General features: G+C 68.5%; 14 protein-coding genes. 5 read left to right on the top strand and 9 right to left on the bottom strand.

Features of this window, described 5'->3' with window-relative positions; translation table 11 throughout:
• The first annotated feature begins 3 nt into the window (after positions 1–3).
• Genes ACFPJ1_RS35900 through ACFPJ1_RS35885 form a run of 4 tightly spaced genes read left to right on the top strand, consistent with a single transcriptional unit; the run spans position 4 to position 4,686 of the window.
• On the top strand, positions 4–1,482 hold the full coding sequence (locus tag ACFPJ1_RS35900; RefSeq protein WP_380110761.1) for an ABC transporter substrate-binding protein: 1,479 nt from the start codon (positions 4–6) through the stop codon (positions 1,480–1,482).
• A gap of 5 nt (positions 1,483–1,487) precedes the next feature.
• Positions 1,488–2,486 carry a carbohydrate ABC transporter permease gene (locus ACFPJ1_RS35895; protein WP_380110760.1) on the top strand — a complete coding sequence of 333 codons (999 nt, stop codon included), beginning with the start codon at positions 1,488–1,490 and terminating at the stop codon, positions 2,484–2,486.
• 10 nt (positions 2,487–2,496) lie between these two features.
• A complete protein-coding gene (locus tag ACFPJ1_RS35890; RefSeq protein WP_380110759.1) occupies positions 2,497–3,351 on the top strand; it encodes a carbohydrate ABC transporter permease in 855 nt (284 codons plus the stop codon).
• Between the two features lie 18 nt (positions 3,352–3,369).
• The gene (locus tag ACFPJ1_RS35885) at positions 3,370–4,686 is read left to right on the top strand and encodes a Gfo/Idh/MocA family protein (RefSeq protein WP_380110758.1); all 1,317 of its coding nucleotides are present in this window, start codon (positions 3,370–3,372) and stop codon (positions 4,684–4,686) included.
• On the opposite strand, the gene ACFPJ1_RS35880 is transcribed toward ACFPJ1_RS35885, so the two are convergent.
• Positions 4,687–5,988, bottom strand: coding sequence for a hypothetical protein (locus ACFPJ1_RS35880; RefSeq protein WP_380110757.1), 1,302 nt, complete (start codon positions 5,986–5,988; stop codon positions 4,687–4,689).
• 169 nt (positions 5,989–6,157) lie between these two features.
• On the opposite strand from ACFPJ1_RS35880, the gene ACFPJ1_RS35875 reads away from it, so the two are divergent.
• Positions 6,158–6,958 (top strand): carbonic anhydrase, encoded by an 801-nt coding sequence (locus ACFPJ1_RS35875; RefSeq protein WP_380110756.1) that lies wholly within the window; start codon positions 6,158–6,160, stop codon positions 6,956–6,958.
• Here the strand turns inward: ACFPJ1_RS35875 and ACFPJ1_RS35870 are convergent.
• The 8 genes from ACFPJ1_RS35870 to ACFPJ1_RS35835 all read right to left on the bottom strand — a co-directional run bounded on the left by ACFPJ1_RS35870 (position 6,951) and on the right by ACFPJ1_RS35835 (position 18,219).
• Entirely contained in the window at positions 6,951–8,885 is a 1,935-nt protein-coding gene (locus ACFPJ1_RS35870; RefSeq protein WP_380110755.1) for a beta-L-arabinofuranosidase domain-containing protein, read from the bottom strand. The two genes, ACFPJ1_RS35875 and ACFPJ1_RS35870, sit on opposite strands and share 8 nt — an antisense overlap.
• Positions 8,885–9,448, bottom strand: coding sequence for a beta-class carbonic anhydrase (locus ACFPJ1_RS35865; protein WP_132192231.1), 564 nt, complete (start codon positions 9,446–9,448; stop codon positions 8,885–8,887). Before ACFPJ1_RS35865 ends, ACFPJ1_RS35870 begins: the two co-directional genes overlap by 1 nt.
• On the bottom strand, positions 9,445–10,386 hold the full coding sequence (locus tag ACFPJ1_RS35860) for a sucrase ferredoxin (RefSeq protein ID WP_380110754.1): 942 nt from the start codon (positions 10,384–10,386) through the stop codon (positions 9,445–9,447). The genes ACFPJ1_RS35865 and ACFPJ1_RS35860 overlap by 4 nt, the downstream gene beginning before the upstream one ends.
• Before the next feature lie 46 nt (positions 10,387–10,432).
• On the bottom strand, positions 10,433–12,097 hold the full coding sequence (locus ACFPJ1_RS35855; protein ID WP_380110753.1) for an MFS transporter: 1,665 nt from the start codon (positions 12,095–12,097) through the stop codon (positions 10,433–10,435).
• Positions 12,098–12,112: 15 nt separating this feature from the next.
• Positions 12,113–12,820, bottom strand: a complete 708-nt coding sequence (locus tag ACFPJ1_RS35850; RefSeq protein ID WP_380110752.1) for an LppX_LprAFG lipoprotein — start codon at positions 12,818–12,820, stop codon at positions 12,113–12,115.
• Positions 12,821–12,824: 4 nt separating this feature from the next.
• Entirely contained in the window at positions 12,825–15,275 is a 2,451-nt protein-coding gene (locus tag ACFPJ1_RS35845; RefSeq protein ID WP_380110751.1) for a DNA gyrase/topoisomerase IV subunit A, read from the bottom strand.
• Positions 15,276–15,475: 200 nt separating this feature from the next.
• Entirely contained in the window at positions 15,476–17,452 is a 1,977-nt protein-coding gene (locus ACFPJ1_RS35840) for an FtsX-like permease family protein (protein ID WP_380110750.1), read from the bottom strand.
• The gene (locus ACFPJ1_RS35835; protein WP_380110749.1) at positions 17,452–18,219 is read right to left on the bottom strand and encodes an ABC transporter ATP-binding protein; all 768 of its coding nucleotides are present in this window, start codon (positions 18,217–18,219) and stop codon (positions 17,452–17,454) included. The genes ACFPJ1_RS35840 and ACFPJ1_RS35835 overlap by 1 nt, the downstream gene beginning before the upstream one ends.
• Between the last annotated feature and the right edge of the window lie 71 nt (positions 18,220–18,290).

Below are 18,290 nucleotides of genomic sequence, written 5' to 3'. Positions count from 1 at the left end.
GTCATGTCATCCGCCATCTCACGACGGTCGTTGTTACGCGGCGCGGCAGCCCTGGCCGGCGCAGGCGCGTTCGGCGGCGCACTCACCGGCTGTTCCGACGATTCCAGTCCCTCGGGCTCGAAGGCCGACGTCACCTTGACCTACTGGGACTGGTACGCCAGCCAGGCCGGCTGGGTGGACAACGAGATCAAGTTGTTCCAGCAGGCCAATCCTGGCATCGCCATCAAGAAGACCACCCAGGTGAGCGACAAGTACGCCGATCTGGTCTCGCTGGCGTACCGCAGCGAGAACCCGCCGGACATCCTGATGGTTCCCAAGAGCCCGCAGCTGAGCCAGCAGGTGTCGCAGGACTGGCTGCTGCCGCTGGACAAGTGGGCGACCACGTCCTGGCAGTCCCGCTTCCCGCAGAACAGCTTCGTCGAGGGCGTCGACGTCTTCGACAGCAAGGTCTACACGGCGCCGTTCGCGGCCCCGGCGCCGTCGCTGCAGCTCTACATCCACCACGGCGTCTTCAAGGACGCCGGGCTGACCAACTCCGACGGCAGCGTGCAGTTGCCGAAGACCTGGGACGACGTCAGCCGCGCGGCTGAGGCCATTACCTCCAAGAGCGGCGGCAAGGTCTCGGCCTTCGGCTTCGGCAACTCGACCAACACCTCGCTGGCCTGGTGGCTGGACCTGTTCGTCCGCGGTGCGGGCTCGCCCGGCGGCGCGGCCGTGGGTGGCATCGACGGGATGGATTACCGCGTCGGCAAGTGGACGTTCGGCACCGACCGGAACTACGCCGACGTGATCACCATGCTGATGGAGTGGAAGAGCAAGAACTGGTTCTACCCGAACTCGATGAGCATCTCCGACGAGCAGGCCCGCGCCTTCTTCGAGCGCGGCCGCTTCGGCATGACGATCGGCGGGGTCTGGAACCAGCCGGAGTGGACTGAGCACAAGTTCACCGAGTACAGCCTGGTCACGCTGCCTTCGCCGAGCGGCACCCCGAAGGCGCTCTTCTACGGCCCGCCCGGTGGCAAGTTCGTGGCGGTGTCGTCGAAGTCGAAGCACGCCGACGAGGCCTGGGCCTGGTTCGACTGGCTGTACAGCCAGGACGCCGGCAAGCGCTGGGTCGAGCAGGGTCAGGGCCTGTCGGTCTACTCGCAGAACAACGACCCGAAGGGGGTCACCTTCGCCCCCTTCGCCCAGTACGTCGCGATGGCGGGCACCGCGGTGGTCGGCCCGCAGCCGACCATCCGCAACCCCGCGCTGACCAAGCTGGAGCTGCCCGCGGTCAAGCCGGACATCAACGACGTCCTGTCCGGCGTCTACACCGGCCAGATCAAGGATGTGCAGGGCGCCCTGAACTCGTTGACGGACCGGATGAACCAGGCGCTGGCCGACGGGGTCAAGAAGGTCGGAGCAGGCGCGAAGCCGACGGACTTCGCCTTCCCGGACTGGGATCTGACCAAGGCCTACAGCACCAAGCCGGCCTCCTGATGGTGATGACCACGAGCGTCCGCGACGAGCTCGCGACCGGGGATCCGCCCCGGTCGCGCCGCCCGGTCACCCGGTCCCGGGCCCGTCGACGGACGTACCTGTGGTCCTACCTGTACCTCGCGCCGATGGTGGCGTTGCTGCTGGTCTTCGTGGTGTACCCGATCGGCGCGTCGCTCGGATACACCTTCTACAAGTGGAACGGGATCGGGGACCCGTCCGACTTCGTCGGCCTGGACAATTTCCGGCAGATCGTCCACGACAGCATCTTCTGGCGCTCACTCGGCCACACCTTCGTGTACGCCGTGATCGTGGTGCCGGTCCAGCTCGTCCTGGCGCTGGCGCTGGCCCTGGTGCTGAACAACCGGCGGCTGCGGTTCGCCTCGTTCTACCGGACGCTGTTCTTCCTGCCCGTGGTCACCTCGGCCGCGGTGATCGGCGTGGTCATCCAGCTGCTGGTGTCGAACTTCGGCGACTCGATCAACTCGATACTGTTGAAGCTGCACCTGATCGACCGGCACATCGACTGGCTCGGTGACCCGCACTTCGCGCTGGCGATCATCATCCTGGTCGGGATCTGGCACAGCTTCGGGTACAACCTGGTGTACTTCCTGGCCGGTCTGCAGACCATCCCGGAGGAGCTCTACGAGGCCGCCCGGCTGGACGGGGCCGGCAAGATCGCCACCTTCCGCTACATCACCATCCCGATGCTGCGAGCCGTCGGTGTGGTGATCGTGGTGCTCGCGGTGATCGGCACCTTCCAGATCTTCGACCTGGTGCAGGTCCTCACCAGCGGTGGGCCGTACTTCTCCACCGAGGTGGTCAACACCTACATCTACCACCTCGCGTTCGGTGGCAGTAACGCCAATGCGGTGCAGCCGGACATCGGTCTGGCCTCGGCGGCGTCGTTCTTCTACGGCGTACTGCTCATCGTCTTCTCGGTCGTCCAGGTGCTCGTGCTCCGCTCGCTGGCCAAGCGCCGCGGCACCGCCGGACGACAAGGCTAGGAGGCCGCAAGTGTCAACCATCTCTGTCGGCTACCGGAACCGCCGCCGAGCGGTCACGGTGATGACCCATGGGGCCCTGCTGATCGGCGGACTGGCCTGGTTGTACCCGTTGTTCTGGGCGCTGGGCAGTTCGCTGAAGAGCGAGGACGAGTTCTTCGGCCGCGGACTCAGCCCGTTGCCGTCACACTTCATCTGGGCCAACTACCTCGACGCCTGGCGGGAGGCGTCGTTCGGCCGGTACTTCCTGAACACGCTGCTGATCACGATCGGGACGGTCCTCGTCACCCTGGTGGTGACCTCGATGGCCGGCTACGTGCTCGCACGGACTCGGTTCCCGGGCCGCGGCCTCTGCCTCGGACTGGTCTCGGCGACGCTGTTTCTGCCGCACGGGTACACGATCATCCCGGTCTTCGACCTGATGCAGCGCTTGAACCTGTTGAACAGCCTCTGGTCGATCATCATCGTGCAGGCGTCGGGCGGCGTGGTGTTCGGCACCTTCCTGTTCATGGGTTACTTCATGGCGATCGACCGGGAGCTCGAGGACGCGGCCCAAGTGGACGGCGCCAACTTCCACCAGACGTTCGCCCGGATCATGCTGCCGCTGTCCGGGCCGATGATCGCGACGGTCGGGCTGTTCACCGCGATCACCGCCTGGAACAGCTTCTTCATCCCGCTGGTCTTCACCCTTGGCCGGCCGGAGCTGCGCACGCTGGCGATCGGCATGTACGCGTTCATCGGCGAGAACTCCACCGAGTGGACGCTGCTCTGCGCGGGCACCGTCATCACCCTGGCCCCGATCATCGCGCTCTTCCTGCTGCTGCAGCGTTTCTTCGTCAACGGCCTGGCCGGCGCGGTCAAGCAATAACCACTCTGGAGGAAATGGATGTCCACCCCCGTCCGCGCCGCGATCGTCGGTACCGGCAACCGCGCCCAGCTGTTCACCGAGGGCCTCGCGAAGCGCGACGCCTACCAGGTAGTGGCACTGTGCGACCCGAACCCGGTCAGGATGGCCTTCCACAACAGGATGCTGGTCTCCGCCGGGCGCCCGGCCGCCACGACATGGCCGGCCACGCAGTACGACGAGATGCTTCGGGCTGAGCGGGTCGAACTGGTGGTGGTGACGAGCGTCGACGCCACTCACAACACCTACATCGAGGCGGCCCTGCGGTCCGGCGTACGGGTGATCAGCGAGAAGCCGATGACCACCGACGCGGTGAAGGCGCAGGGAATCCTCGACACCGTGCGGGAGACCGGTGGCGAGCTGTCAGTGGCCTACAACTACCGGTTCAACCCGGTGCACCGCAGGGTCCGCGAACTGTTGGCCGAGGGTGCGATCGGCTCTGTCCACTCGGTGCACTTCGAGTGGCTGCTCGACGTGTCGCACGGCGCGGACTACTTCCGGCGCTGGCACCGGGACAAGGCGAACTCGGGTGGTCTGATGGTGCACAAGGCGAGCCACCATTTCGACCTGGTGAACTGGTGGCTCGGTGCTGAGCCGGAGGTGGTCTACGGGCACGGGCAATTGTCGTTCTACGGGCCCGAAGCCGGTCTGCGCCACGGATACGCCCGGGACTACGAGCGTGCCTACGGCGCGGCGGAGGCGGCGGACGATCCCTTCGCGCTGCACCTGGCAGACAACGCGACACTGCGCGAGCTGTATCTGGACGCGGAGGGCGAGGACGGGTACTACCGCGACCGCAACGTATTCGCCCCGGGTGTCTCGATCGAGGACGACATGGCCCTGCTCGTCGGGTACGACACCGGCGCCTCGATGAGCTACCACCTCACGGCGTACTCGCCGGCCGAGGGCTACCGGGTGATGTTCAACGGGGACCGCGGTCGGCTGGAGCTCGAAGTCGAGGAATCGACCTGGGCGATGCCGCGCCGGCGGGTCGAGTCGAGCAGGGGGGCGCTCCACGGCGATCTGGCCGCGCCGACGGCAGGCCGGACGAGCATCACGTTGCGGCCGTTGTGGGCGCCGCCCATCGACCACACGGTCGACCACGACCACGCCGGCCACGGCGGCGCTGATGCGAGGGTGCTGGCCGCCTTGCTCGACCATGACCCCACGCACCGCGCCGACGTGGCCGATGCCAGGCAGGCAGCACTGGCGCTGGTTACCGGCCTGGCCGCAAATCGATCCCTCGTCACGGGTCAGCCGGTCCGCACGGCCGACGTACTGGACCTGGGCCGCGACTGATCAGCCGAGGGCGTTGCGCAGGATTGCGTGGGCGCCGGCCACGATGGCGTCGCGGTTGGCCTCGTACGTCGGGTCGGTGATGGCAGTGGTATTCGCTGGGTCGAACTGCAGGACGGGTACGTGGAGGTGGCCGGCCGGCATGGTCGGGTCGAGTAGGTCGCGTTGCAGGGTGTTCCGGTAGGCGACCTCGTTCGACAGGTAGCCGCCACCGGCGCCTTCGGAGGCGATGGAGCCGGGCGTCGGCCCGAGCGGACGCCGTACCGGGAGGGTTTCGCCGGCGGGGATCTCCAGGACCGAGGTGTTGATCCGCGTGCGGAAGGGCGCCACGTCCGTGGCTGCCATCGCGGTGGTCGGGAGACTCGTCGTCAGCCACTCCGGTCCGGCGGGCATGCTGGGCGATACGACCGGGGCGTTGACAGTCCCGCCGCCCCACAGGTTGTTGTTGTCGCCGATGGAACTGACCGAGCGGCGGCGCCCGTTGAACACCTCGAGGTCGAAGATGCCCACCCGGCCCTGGCTCGCGGTCATCACCAGATCTGCGTGCTGAGCACCCGGGCGGTAGTGCGGCGTGAGCGCGTCCTCAACCATGTTCTCGTCGAAGTCGGGGTAGCGGACCGGGAATACCACGGTCTGGATCTCGTACGTCTTCCCGTTCACCTTCCACCGCTGCCCGTCGAGGCTGAGTGCGTTCGCCCCGGACGGGTTGCCGATCCGGATGTCCGCGTCCAGCGTGAACGGGTCGAACCCGGTCACCAGGACCTTCTGTACCCCAGAGCCCTGTACCCCAGAGCCCTGTACTCCGGAGCTGAACCGGCTGCTGGTGATCCCGCGCGACGAGTACTCGAGGCTCCGGATCAGCGCGGCGCGTTCCACAGTACTGAGGCTGAAGCGGGGTTCCCACTGGCGGAGCGCGTGGGCCATGGAGATGCGGGCCCAGTAGAGGCCGCGGTCGTCGGTCGAGGGGAGTGCGGGTGCGGTCTGCGGGTGCTGCGCGCGGTAGGTAGCGGTCTTCCACAGCACCTCGCCCTGGACGCGGACGAGGATCGAGGCGGCGGCGCGGCTCGGCACCGCGCAGAGCAGGTGACCGAACAGGGCTACCTGCTTGTCGAAGCCGGAGCGGGCCAGGATCTCGGCGGGCACGGACAGGCCGCCGCCGATGCCGTTGTCGAGGCGCTGCTCCTCGACCGTCCCGCCGACGGCCTCATCGGAACAGGTCTTCACCGGGCGGGCAGTGGCGGAGGCGGTGGCGGTGGCTGGCGGGGCGGCGGTGAGAGCGGTGCTGAGCACGAGCGCACCGGCCACCGCGGCACGAGAGAAAGAGCTTGGGCGGAGTCTCATAACGGCTGTCTATCAGATCCGCCCGGGTCAGCCGAGAGATCGGAACAGGCTTGACTATGGCAGACAGTATGCAAGGGATTACCTTCTGAAGTGTGGCGTCGCCCAGCGCCGCAGCTCGTGAGGAGACCCGTCTGTGACCACGCCCGCCCCATCACGCCGCCGCTTCCTGACCACGACGCTGAGGAGCACGCTCGGCGCCGGCCTCGGAGTCGCGACCCTGACCGCCTGCGGCTCCAGCGACCAGTCCGCTGCCTCGGCGGGTTCCGGTACCCAGCCACCCACGTCTACACAGCCGCCTGCTTCGGTGCGGCCGGCCGGTGGTGAGGGGCCTGAGCTCGAGCCACCTGTTGCCAACGGCAATGAAGCGCTGCAACGGTTGATCGAGGGCAACCGACGGTTCGCCGAGAACCACGCCCAGCACCTCGATGAGGGTGCCGAACGCAGGATCGCCGTCAGCAAGGCACAGCACCCGTTCGCGACGGTGCTCGGCTGCGTGGACTCGCGGGTTCCGATCGAGCTGGTATTCGATCGCGGCCTCGGCGACCTGGTCGTGGTCCGCAGCGCCGGAGAGGTGCTGGACCACTCGGTGACCGGCAGCCTGGAGTTCGGCGTCGCCGAGCTCGGTACTCCGCTGTTGATGGTGCTCGGCCACCAGCGCTGCGGCGCGCTCGACGCCACCATCAAGGCGCTCGACGCCAAACACACCGGGGCCGAGGTCGAGATCGGCTACCTCGTCGAAGCACTGATACCGGCGGTACGCCAGGTCGTTGGCAAGCCGGGAGACCGCCTGGCCAACGCCGTACAGGCCAACGTGGGCCTGACCCTCGCGCAGCTCCGCAAGTCCCCGGTCCTGGGACCGCTCGAGAAGTCGGGCAAGGTCAAGTTGGTCGGCGCGTACTACGACCTCGACACCGGCAAGGTCGCCATCAGCTGACCGTCCACGGCAACTCCGTCACCCGCAGTGTGGTGCAGCCGTAGGGAATGAGCACAAGCTCCTCCACCTCGGCTGACGACTCCACCGGACTGGGTGGCGGTGCTGCCGCGGCACCGTGTTCGAGAGCCCAGGGGATCCGCCGACCGCGCACTCGCAGCTGGATCGGCGCGGTCGAGGGGGAGAAGGGCCGCTCAGCGATCGACCGCCGATCCAGCTCCACGTACTGCGGCACGTCGTGCGGGTCGATCGCGAGCGCGTAGTTCCACCGCGAAGTCGGGTGGACCTCCCAGGTGGCATGAGGATCTTCGCCGCCGATCCGCCGCCAGTCCTCGGTCAACGCCAGGGCGTAGACCAGAGGCCCGCGCTCGACGGTGATCGCGCCGCTGGGGCGGGAGACTGCCTGGATCGTCGCGCCGAGCTGCAGACGCAGGATGTGGTCACCAGTCCAGTCCCGCTTGACCTCGTGGACGGAACCCGCGGTGACCGCGATCGGCGTCTCGCCGTCCACCGCGAGGGATGCTTCGGACGCCCAGGCCGGGATGCGGAGCCGGAGCGGAACCGCCTCCGAGCCATGGACGCTGATCGTGACGTCGTCCTCGAACGGGTAGCCGCCGGAGACCCGCACGCTCAGGGAGTCCAGCTCGAAGGAGCAGGGCGCGTACGACAGGGCGGTGAGACCTCCGTCGGCCGACCGCATCCAGAGATGGGTGGTGAACCGGGGCCAGCCCTGGTGGCGGTTCGCGGTACAGCAGCCGAAGTGGGGTTCGAGGCCGAAGATGTTCGCGTCGGGTCCGTTGTTCGTGTAGATCCGGTCCTCGGTGATGTGACACACGACCTGATTGGCCTGGTGCACGTACTGGTGGGTCCACTCGTCCGGCGAGACGCTCGCCGGCAACGCGTTGAAGGCGAGGCGCTCGAAGCGCTCCGCGATCGGCTCGACCGCACCCCACGACTCCAGCGCCACCTCGAGCGAGGCGAGGTACTCGACGACGGTGCAGGTCTCCGTCCCCTGGCTCGGATGCAGCCCGGCCAGGTGCTCGTCGCAGCTGAACAGCCCGTTCGCCTGCCCGTGGTGCTTGTCCAGGGAAGCGATCATCCCCAGCAGCCGGGTCTCCTCGTCATCTGAGGGGGCTTGCCGCCACCAGACCGGCATCGCCTTCAACCCCATCGCGACGTTGACGCCGTGCGAGGAGAGGTGGCCGTCGTTCATCCAGTTGCCGCCGGCCTTCTCCTGAAACGCCAGCAATGTTGCTTCCGGCACCTTCTCGGTGAACGGCAACCGGTCGGCGTAGGAGAACCAGTCGAACCCCTGCGCCCGGCACTTCGCTGCCAACGGCAACAACCGGTCCTCGCCGGTCAGGTCGTGGAACTGGTGGATGACCCAGACCACGTCCGTCCAGCGCGAGCGGGCCCATTCGCGCAGCGGCCACTCGTCCAGCAGACCGTCGAGCAGCTCGCAGAAGCGCAGGGACGCCGGGATCACCCGGGGATCTCCGGTCGCATCGAAGTGCTGCAACAATGCCTTGAGCACGATGATCCGCGGCCAGACATCGTGATCCGCGTACGTCGCTTCGCCGGAGCGCGGGCCGAACCAGCCGTCCGGGTGCTGGTGCTCGAGGATGTAGCCGACCCAGTGGTCGACCTTCGCCTTCAGCCGGTCGTCGTCCAGCAGGTAGGCGATCCCGACGATCCCGTCCAGCCAGTACGGGCCGCGCTCCCAGCCCTCGGCGTCTCCACCGATCCAACCGCTACGGGCCACGTCCGGCCAAAACTCGTCGAGATGGCCGGCCATGCCGTCGGCCTGCTGACGCAACCGCTCGAGCAGCCAGCCCTCCGGGCGCAGGGTTCCGAGCGGAAGCGGCCGCAACTCGGGTGCGGCGAGCCACGACTCTTCGGGAGACGGTGCTGAGTCGTCCAGCCCCGGCATCAGCTGATCTGCCTCAGCCTGCCGGTGTCCACGTCGTACATGAAGCCGCCGACCAGTACGTCGTTGCCGATCAGCGGGTGTTCGCGCACCGCGGCGACATCGCGGCGCAACGCCTCCAACTGGTCGGGCACCACGTTCAGCGGCAGGTAGCCGGCGGGCTTGCCGGCCGCGAGCTCCACCTTCTCGCGCAGCTGGTCCTCGGTCATCGCGGCCATCGCGCAGCGGGTGTGCGGGATCACCATGATCCGGCGGACCCCGAGCAGTTGGACGCCGAGCACCAGGCCGGTCATCGTCAACTCGGTGACCCGGCCGCCGGCGCTGCGCAGTACCTTCGCGTCACCGGGCTTGAGCCCGAGCATCTCCAGCGGCGGGATCCGGGAGTCCATACAGGTCACCACGCCGATGCCGGCGTGGGCGATACCGTCGAAGCCGCTGTAGGCGAAGCTCGCCGCGTACTCCGAGTTCGCCGCGAGCAGGTCCTCGAACCCGGTCAGGGGGGTGTTCTGCCCGGACCCTTCACTGCTGACGGCGGCTTCGGCACTGGTCGGCGGTTCGGCCTTCATCGGGGGAGTCCCGGGGTGATGGTTCCGGCACGCAGGATCGGCATGGCGAACGGTTCCTTTCCGCAGGATTCCGGGCGGGGTGGATCGGCGGTCTCGCTGGTGACCTCGACGGTCCAGGCCCGCCCGTCGGCGTGTCCCACCGTGACGGCCTCCAGGTCCTCCGCGATGACGCTGATCGCGTCCAGCGCAGCCTCGCCGATGAGGGTGCGGACGGCGATCTCAGCGACCTGCCCGCTCTTGGTCCAGGTGGACCGGCCGCGCAGGTTGTCCAGCACCATCTCGCCGCGGTCGGCCGCGGTCAGGATGGCTTCGGCCGTCTCGAGATCGAGGTGGCCGTACATCGTCCCTGCCGGAAGCAGGGTGGCGGTGGGGGCGAAGCGGTGCCCACCGAGGTGGTTCGACTCCCAGACCCGTCCTGGCGCAAGGGCCGCCATCGCCGTGACGATCGGGCGGCCGAGCAGAGCACAGCACTCGTCCCGCTTGCCGTTGGTGCAGACCAGGAGCACCGGCTCGTTCACCGGAGACAACTCGGGCAGTGACGCCACCACCGAGTCGAGGTCACCCCGGCTGACGGCATCGAGGTCGAGCGCGTCGAGCTGTTCCGGGTCGCTGACGGAGCCACCGAGCAACCACGTCCTGCCCTGCAGGGTGCAGGCGACGTACACCTGGTGAGCCCGCGGTACCGCGTCCGCGTGCTTGCCAGGTCTGCGGATCAGCCCGAAGCGGAGGTCGGCCTTCTTGGCGGCGGCGTCGATCCTGGCGCCGAAGTCTGGATCCAGGTGGCTCTGGGTCGGCGCCTTCGCACCCCACGGCCCGGGCTGCTCCACGACGAGCCAGCCGGCGGCGACGATCGCCGACCCCGGCAGAGGTTCCTTGAGCTGCCGGCAGATGGCCGAGCAGAGGCTCGGTGCGCCGGTCGCGTCGATACGTGCACTCACAACCGTTACGGTACGCGAGCTGAGACGGTCTCCCGCATGATGATCATCACCTGTGGACAACCCGCCGCCGCCCGAGCAGCAGGACCGCCAGTACCGCGGCCACGAACGCGCAGACGGCTGCCCCGGCGAAGATCGTGTGCACTTGTGAAATGGCCGCCTCGCGGAGTGCATCGATGAAAGGACGGCAGGTTCCGGGGTTCGCCGGGCAGAGCTCGTTGGGTGACGGGATGTCATCCACCAGCGTGTAGTAGCGGCGTAGCCCGATCGCAGTCAGGGCCGAAACGCCTACGAGCATCCCGACCATCCGGGCGACCACCACCAGAGCGCTGACCAGTCCATGGCTGTCAGGCCGGGTCGCAGCGAGCATGGCGGTGTTGACGGGGGAGAGAGCCAGCCCGAAGCCGAACCCGCACAGCAGCAACGCGATGGTCGCCAATGCGTGGTCGAGCGCGTCCCGCTCCCAGAAGGCCATCAGTACGAACATGGCGCCGGCCAGAGCGAGTCCGGCCCCAGTGATCAGTCCCAGCCCGTAGCGACGGGTCAGCCAGCCTCCGACGACCGCACCGACAGGCAGGGCGACGAGGAACCTCAGCAGTACAAGGGCTGCCGCCAGTTGGCCGCCACCCTGCGTAGTACGGGCGAAGACAGGCACGTCGACCAATGCGGCGATCAGTGCGGCTCCCACCAGGAAGCTGACCAGGAGAGATCCCCAGGCCGCCTTGGAGCCGAGCAACCCCGGCGGAACGATCGCCTGCGCAGTACGGCGTTGCCACAGGGCGAAGGCAATCGCGAAGACGGCGGCGGCAACCAGCAGCCAAGGCCCCGCCGGTGCCATGACCTCACGCTCGGGATTAGCCGTCGCGAACGCCAGAACGATTCCTGCCAGCGCCAGCGCAAGCAGTGTCGCTCCGAGCAGGTCCACCTGCTTCAGGAGACCGCGGAGACTCGAGCGGTTCTTCACCAGAACCAGCGCGAGCCACACGACCGCGAGTACGAGCGTGACAAGGCCGATCGGGGTGAGGAGCCGTGACTCGCCTGTGAACGGGACGAAGGGGAGCCCGAGAGTCACGCCGTTCGCCAGCCGGTCTGGCGCCGTCAGAGTGAGTCCGAGCGCTATGCACGCGAGCAACCCCACCGCAGCGGAGATCGGAGGTCGATGTCGGCCGCGGAGCAGCAGAGCCAGAACGACTGCGACTACGAGGTTCAGCCAGAAGATGTAGCGCCAATCGGCGATCGCCAGGACAACGGCACCCAGCAGTGGACCTAGTACCGAGCCGAGCTCCTGGACCGCGCCGACGACGCCGAGGGGGAGTCCGCGCTTCTCTGGTGGCCAGAGATCGGCAACCAGGGCAAGGGTTGCGGGGACTAGTCCACCTCCGCCTACTCCTTGGAGGAACCGCCCGGTGACCACGAGCGAGAGATCGTAGGCGCAGGCCGTGATCAGGGAGCCCACTGCGAACAGGAGCAGCGCCCCGACCAGTACCGGTGTCCTGCCGACGACGTCCGCGATGCGGCCGATCAGAGGCAGCACGGCGATGTAACCGAGTAGGAAGCCGGACACGATCGGCGCGGCCCGCTGCAACTGGTCCGCGGACAGGCCGACGCCGGCCATCATGTCCGGCAACGCCAGAACGACTACATAGGTGTCCGCCGCGGCGAACGCGACCGCGATCGAGGCAAGCGTCAGCCGCGCCCGCGACCCAGTCGCCACCTGACTATCCACTGGTCACGGCTTGGTGATGGTGACTTGCTCGCCGTACTTGTCCAGGGTCACGTCGTAGCTGCTGGTGGCGCCGTCGTAGAACGGCCCGGTGATCGTTGCCGACACCAACTGCTTGGTGTCCTTGTCGATCTTGAACGTGCTCGGGAAGTCCTGGTCGGCCGGCGCCTTCGGGAAGATGCCCTGCAGGTTCTTGCCCTGGACCGAGCCGGTGACCTCGGTGAGCACCCTCGCGCCGTCCCGCGTCTCGCCCTTGATCACGGGGTCCTTGAGGGTCGGCAGGACCGAGGTGAGGCCCTTCTCCGGGTCCAGCAGGACCGCCGGGTCGGGCGCACCCAGCCCGGCCAGTTGCGACGGCGGGAGTTCGATGAACTTCGGGGTGAACGGAAGCTTGGCGTAGACCTTGCTGCCCACCGCGACCACCTCGGCGTCGATCGGCGCGCCGGCCGCGCGAACGGTCAGCTTCCCCTTGAACGCGGGGGCGTGCGTCGCCACGCCATCGCCACTGGCCAGCGTCTGCCCGCCGTCCGGGAGGTCCCGGCCGGTCAGCACGATGTGCACGCTGGCCGCCTCGTCGATGGTCTTCTTGACCTCGGTCAGCAGGGCGACCGGATCGTCGCCCGTCTTGGCCGCGGCATCGTCCTTCTTGTCGCTGCAACCGGCCAGCGTCACCGTCAGCACCAGCGCCGCGCCGAGCGCGACCAGTCTCTTCATGTGCTCAGCCTGCCAGGTCCGCGGCTACCGCGGCGATCGGCTGAGCCACTGGTACGCCGGAGCCGTCGCGGCGGGCGTCCAGCGGGGGCAGGTCGACCGGTGCGCCGCTGTTCGCGCTGGCCCGGACCGGTGATGCTCCCGCGAAGGCGAGCAGGAGCCCGTCCTCGCCCTTGAGCAGCCGGTGGCACCGGACACCGCCGGTCCCTCGTCCCTTGCCCGGATACTCGCTGAACGGCGTCACCTTGACCGCTCCGACCTCGGTGCCCGGCAGGGCGGACGAGGACCCGGAGATGGTCACGACGAAGTTGTCCTTGGCCAGGTCGACCGCGCCGAAGAAGGTCACCTTCGCGCCACCGGTGAGTCGCACCCCGGCCATGCCACCCGCGGTACGGCCCTGGGGCCGGACCACGGAAGCGCTGTAGTGCAGGAGTTGCGCGTCGCTGGTGATGAAGCAGAGCTCCTCGTCACCCGTGGTCAGCTCGACCGCGCCGACCACCTCGTCGCCGTCGCTCAGGCGGATGATCTCCCACGAGTCGCGGTTGCTCAGGTGATCCGGCACGACCCGTTTCACCACGCCGGTCGCGGTACCGAGGGCGACGCCCACCGAATCGGGGTCCATCGTGGTCAGCGCGAGCGCCTTCTCACCGGGCTCCAGAGAGGCGAACTCGGCGACCGGCGCTCCACCCTGCAGGTTCGGCGCGTTGGCCGTCGTCGGTACGGCGGGCAGGTCGAGCGACTCCAGCCGGATCAGTCGGCCGGTGCTGGTGATCAGCCCGTACTGGCCGCGGGCGGTGCTCTTCACCGCGGACACGATCGCGTCGTGCTTGGCCCGGCCGTCGCCGGTGCCGAAGGGCTCGACGCCGTTCGTCCTGGCCAGCAGGCCGGTCGAGCTCATCAGCACCCAGCACGGGTCGTCGGTGACCTCGAGGGGGACGGCCGCGGTCTTGGTCGCGCCGGACGACTCCAGCAGCACCGTACGCCGAGGGGTGCCGTAGGTCTTCGCGACCTCGGCGAGCTCCTCGGAGACGATCTTCTTCAGCAGCGTCTCGTCGTCGAGGATCGCGGTCAGCTTCTCGATCTCGCGTTCGAGCTCGCCCTTCTCGGTCTCCAGCTCGAGCTTGGAGAACTTGGTCAGCCGGCGCAGCGGCATGTCGAGGATGTAGTTGGTCTGCACCTCGGTCAGGTCGTAGATGTCCATCAGCCGGGTCCGCGCGGCGGCCGCGTCGTCGCTGGTCCGGATGATCTGGATCACCTCGTCGATGTCCAGGATCGCGACCAGCAGACCGTCGACAATGTGCAGCCGGTCCTGCGCCTTCTTCCGGCGGAACTCGCTGCGTCGCCGGGTGACGTCGTAGCGGTGGCCGAGGTAGACGTCGAGCAGTTCTCTCAGGCCGAGCGTGCGGGGCTGGCCGTCGACCAGGCAGACCGCGTTGACGTGGAACGAGTCCTCCAACGGGGTCAGCCGGTAGAGCTGCTCCAGCAGCGCCTCGGGGACGAATCCGTTCTTCACCTCGATCACCAGCTGGGTGCCGTGGCTGCGGTCGGTCAGGTCCTTGACGTCGGCGATGCCCTGCAGCTTCTTGGCCTGCACCAGCGTCTTGATCTTCTCGATCACCTTCTCGGGGCCGACCGTGTACGGCAGCTCGGTGACCACGATGCCCTTGCGCCGCGGGGTGACGTTCTCGATCCGGGCGGTGGCGCGCATCTTGAAGCTGCCGCGGCCGGTCAGATAGGCGTCCTTGATGCCTTCCAGGCCGACGATCTTGGCGCCGGTCGGCAGGTCCGGGCCCGGGATGAAGCGCATCAGGTCGTCGAGGTCGGCGCCCGGTGTCTTGATCAGGTGCCGCAGTGCCTGGATCACCTCGACCAGGTTGTGCGGGGCCATGTTCGTGGCCATCCCGACCGCGATCCCGGCTGCGCCGTTGACGAGCAGGTTCGGGAAGGCGGCCGGCAGGACCGACGGCTCTTCCTCACGGCCGTCGTAGTTCGGTTTGAAGTCGACGACGTTCTCGTCCAGGCCGTTGGTCATCGCGACGGCGGGCGGCGCCATCCGGCACTCCGTGTAACGCATCGCCGCCGGACCGTCGTCCAGGGATCCGAAGTTCCCGTGGCCGTCGATCAGCGGGACCCGCATCGACCAGGGCTGCGCGGTACGGACCAGGGCGTCGTAGATCGCACCGTCGCCGTGCGGGTGGTACTTACCCATGACCTCACCGACGACGCGGGCGCTCTTCACGTGGCCGCGGTCGGGGCGGATGTTGTTCTCGGCCATCGAGAACAGGATCCGGCGCTGGACCGGTTTGAGCCCGTCGCGGGCGTCCGGCAGCGCCCGAGAGTAGATCACCGAGTAGGCGTACTCCAGGTAGCTGCTACGCATCTCGTCGGAGACGTCGACGTCGAGGATGTGCTCCTCGAAGTCCTCGGGTTCGGCGGTGGTGTTGGTACGGCGTGCCATACGGGTCTACGTGCTCCTCGGTGCCAGCAACTCTTGCGAGCGCGCCGCGGCGGTCCGGCGGCAGCGCCATTGTCCCTGGTGAGCCCCAGGAACCGCGGCAGCGACCCGGCCTCCACGACGATTCGCCGCCAACCGTACGCCCACCCGCCGTCCAAAGCCGGTACTCAGCCTCCACAGGCCGGGGTGGAATTGATTCTGGTCTATTCCATTGCGGCGCCGGGGTGGGATCGGCGCAGGATGAACGCCGTGGGGACCAGCGCGGAGCCGATGGCCAGCACCAGGCAGAGGCCGGCGATCCCGAGCAGGATGGTCCACGGCACGGTCGCGGGCACGTCGCTCATCCCGTCCGTCATGGCGCGGCGGATCAGCACGCCGACCGTGACGGTGATCGCAGTTCCCAGACTGAGGGCGACCGCGCCGACCAGCGACGACTCCCACAGCACCATCCGCCGGATCTGAGCGGGCGTCGCACCGAGCAACCGTGACGTGACGAACTCATGCCGCCGCTGCAGGCTCCCCATCAGCAACGTGTTGGCGATCGCGATCGCGCTGTAGAGCGCGGCGGGCCCGAGCAGCAGGATCAGCCCGAACCGATTCCCCTGCCGCAGCCCCTCGCCCTGAGCCTCCTCCCACTCGACAGCCGGTACTGCGCTCGCCCCGGTGCCGGTGAGTCGTTCGTTCAGAGCCGTCACGAGTGCTCCGGGGTCGACACCTTCCGCGGGCAGGACGAACCACTGGCTCGGCGTGGCCTCCGGCGCGTGCTGACGAGCCAGCTCGGGTGGGAGCACCATCGAGGCGGTGACCCCCGCCGCGTCCGGGAGGATCGCGACCACCCGCAGCCGGTCCGCCGTACGGTCGAGAAAGGTGACGGTGATCTCGTCGCCGACGTGGTAGCTCTCGAAGCCGGACAGTTCCTTGCTGATGGCAACTGTTCTGCCGGTCAGCTCGGCCAGGTCGCCGGAGATCGGGGAGAGGGCCCGGGTGCGAGTGGCCGCGGCGAGATCGATGCCTTCGGCGGTCTCGACTTCGGCGGAGTCGCCGTCGGTCCGGATCAGGTCGATCGGGGTCGCGCCGTCGGCCGCGGCGATGCCGGGGGTCCCGAGAATGCGCTCTCTCACGGCCGCTCCGTGCTCCGGCGCGGTGACGACGATGGGCGCGCGCAGGGTGTCCCGGATGGTCGCGGCGGCCGCATCCGCGGCGAAGGACAAGGTGAGCACCATCGACCCGGCGATCGCCGAGATGCTGAGGATCGGTGCCGCCAGGGATGCACTGCGGCGAGGCGCGGCCACCACGTTGCTGCGGGCCAGGCGCCCGGAGACTCTCGTCCAGGCGACCAGCGGTAGCGCCCACAACCGGCCGATCCACGGCACGACCAGCGGCGCCAGCAGCGTCAGAGCGATGACGAGCAACATCGGCGTGAACATGGAGAGCGGTATCACGGCCTCTCCGGTGCCAGGCCGGATCAGGGCAAGCAAGACGATCGAGCCGGCCAGGAAGAGCAGCCCGAAGCCGATCCGCACGACCCCTATCCGCGTCGACTCCAGCTCCGCCTCGCGGAGTGCGTCGACGGGGCCCACCTTGGCGGCGCGACGAGCGGCCGACCGAGCACCGAGCATGGCGACCACCAACCCGGCCGAGATGGCGATCAGCAGCGGCACCCACGGGCTCGCCGGTTCGAGCTTCACCGGTGCGAGTTCGGTGTACGACGCCTTGTCGAGTAGCAGGGGAGTCGCCAGTTGAGCCAGTACCGCGCCCGCGATGGCCGCGGCAAGCGCCACCACCAGCGCCTCGCCGAGCACCATCCGGCGGACCTGCCGGGGTGTCGCGCCGATCAGCCGCAGCAGGCCGACCTCACGGCGCCGTGAGGCCACCGCGAAGGCGAAGGTGCTAGCGATGACGAAGATCGTGATGAACCCGCTGATCACCGCGACCATGCTGAGTACGACCTGCAGGCCGGAGACGTCCGCGCCGGAGAGCGGTACCCGGACCTGCTGCGGCGGATCTGCCTGCGGCAGGTCGACGGTGATGCTGGCGGCGGCCGGCCCGTCGTACGCGACAGTGGCGGCGGTTGCGGTGGCGGCGAGGCCGAGCAGGAAGACGCCGACCGCCAGGGCCACGAAGGATCCCGCATAGAGAGAGCGGTGCCGGCGGACCGTCTGACGACTGAGGAAGAACATCAGCCCTCCAGGTCGCTCATGGCGGCCGCGATCCGGGCCGCGTCGCCATGGTCGAGAGAGCCGGCGACCAGACCGTCGGACAGGAACAGCACCCGGTCGGCGAAGGCGGCCGCGACCGGGTCGTGGGTGACCATCACCACGGTCTGGCCGGCCCGGTCGGTTGCCTCGCGCAACAAGGTGAGGATCTGCCGGCTGGTGCTGCTGTCCAGGGCGCCGGTCGGTTCGTCCGCGAAGAAGACGGCCGGTCCGGTGATCAGCGCCCGGGCGATCGCGACGCGTTGCTGCTGCCCGCCGGACAACTCGGCCGGACGGCGCCTGGCCTTGCCCTCCAGTCCCACCTGCTCGAGGACGCGATGTACCTCCTCGCGGCGCGGGCGGCGCCCGGTCAGCCGGAGCGGCAGAGCGACGTTGTCGTAGACGGTGAGCGAGCCGAGCAGGTTGTAGGCCTGGAACACGAACCCCATCTGTTCGCGCCGCAGCTTCGTGAGCGCGACCTCGTCGAGGCCGCCCAGCTCGACACCGCCGAGCATGACCATGCCCTTGGTCGGCCGGTCGAGCCCCGCCGCACACTGCAGCAAGGTGGACTTCCCCGAGCCGGATGCACCCATCACCGCGGTGAACGAGCCGCGGGTGAACTGGTAGGTGACCCCGCGCAGCGCGTCGACCGCGCCGGCCTTGGAGCGGTAGGTCTTGGTGATTGCGTCGAGCAGCAGAGCAGGCGATTCGCTCTGGACGACTGAGGGGCGCGTCGGCGCGGTGCTGGTCATGGTTCCAGCAAAGCCGGATCGGCGCCGCCGATCGCTGGCCTGCGAGAGAGACCAGGGGTAGCGCTGACGCT

This window comes from Kribbella qitaiheensis, from assembly GCF_042657745.1.
GTDB classification, from domain to species: domain Bacteria; phylum Actinomycetota; class Actinomycetes; order Propionibacteriales; family Kribbellaceae; genus Kribbella; species Kribbella qitaiheensis.
Note: the sequence above shows the minus strand (reverse complement) of the source record. Positions and strands in the feature narration are given on the sequence as shown.

Excerpts from the sequence above, each read along its gene's own strand:
- ACFPJ1_RS35900 (WP_380110761.1), top strand. The coding sequence starts at position 4 with ATGTCATCCGCCATCTCACGACGGTCGTTGTTACGCGGCGCGGCAGCC.
- ACFPJ1_RS35895 (WP_380110760.1), top strand. The coding sequence starts at position 1,488 with ATGACCACGAGCGTCCGCGACGAGCTCGCGACCGGGGATCCGCCCCGG.
- ACFPJ1_RS35885 (WP_380110758.1), top strand. The coding sequence starts at position 3,370 with ATGTCCACCCCCGTCCGCGCCGCGATCGTCGGTACCGGCAACCGCGCC.
- ACFPJ1_RS35870 (WP_380110755.1), bottom strand. The coding sequence starts at position 8,885 with ATGCCGGGGCTGGACGACTCAGCACCGTCTCCCGAAGAGTCGTGGCTC.
- ACFPJ1_RS35865 (WP_132192231.1), bottom strand. The coding sequence starts at position 9,448 with ATGAAGGCCGAACCGCCGACCAGTGCCGAAGCCGCCGTCAGCAGTGAA.
- ACFPJ1_RS35850 (WP_380110752.1), bottom strand. The coding sequence starts at position 12,820 with ATGAAGAGACTGGTCGCGCTCGGCGCGGCGCTGGTGCTGACGGTGACG.
- ACFPJ1_RS35845 (WP_380110751.1), bottom strand. The coding sequence starts at position 15,275 with ATGGCACGCCGTACCAACACCACCGCCGAACCCGAGGACTTCGAGGAG.
- ACFPJ1_RS35840 (WP_380110750.1), bottom strand. The coding sequence starts at position 17,452 with ATGTTCTTCCTCAGTCGTCAGACGGTCCGCCGGCACCGCTCTCTCTAT.
- ACFPJ1_RS35835 (WP_380110749.1), bottom strand. The coding sequence starts at position 18,219 with ATGACCAGCACCGCGCCGACGCGCCCCTCAGTCGTCCAGAGCGAATCG.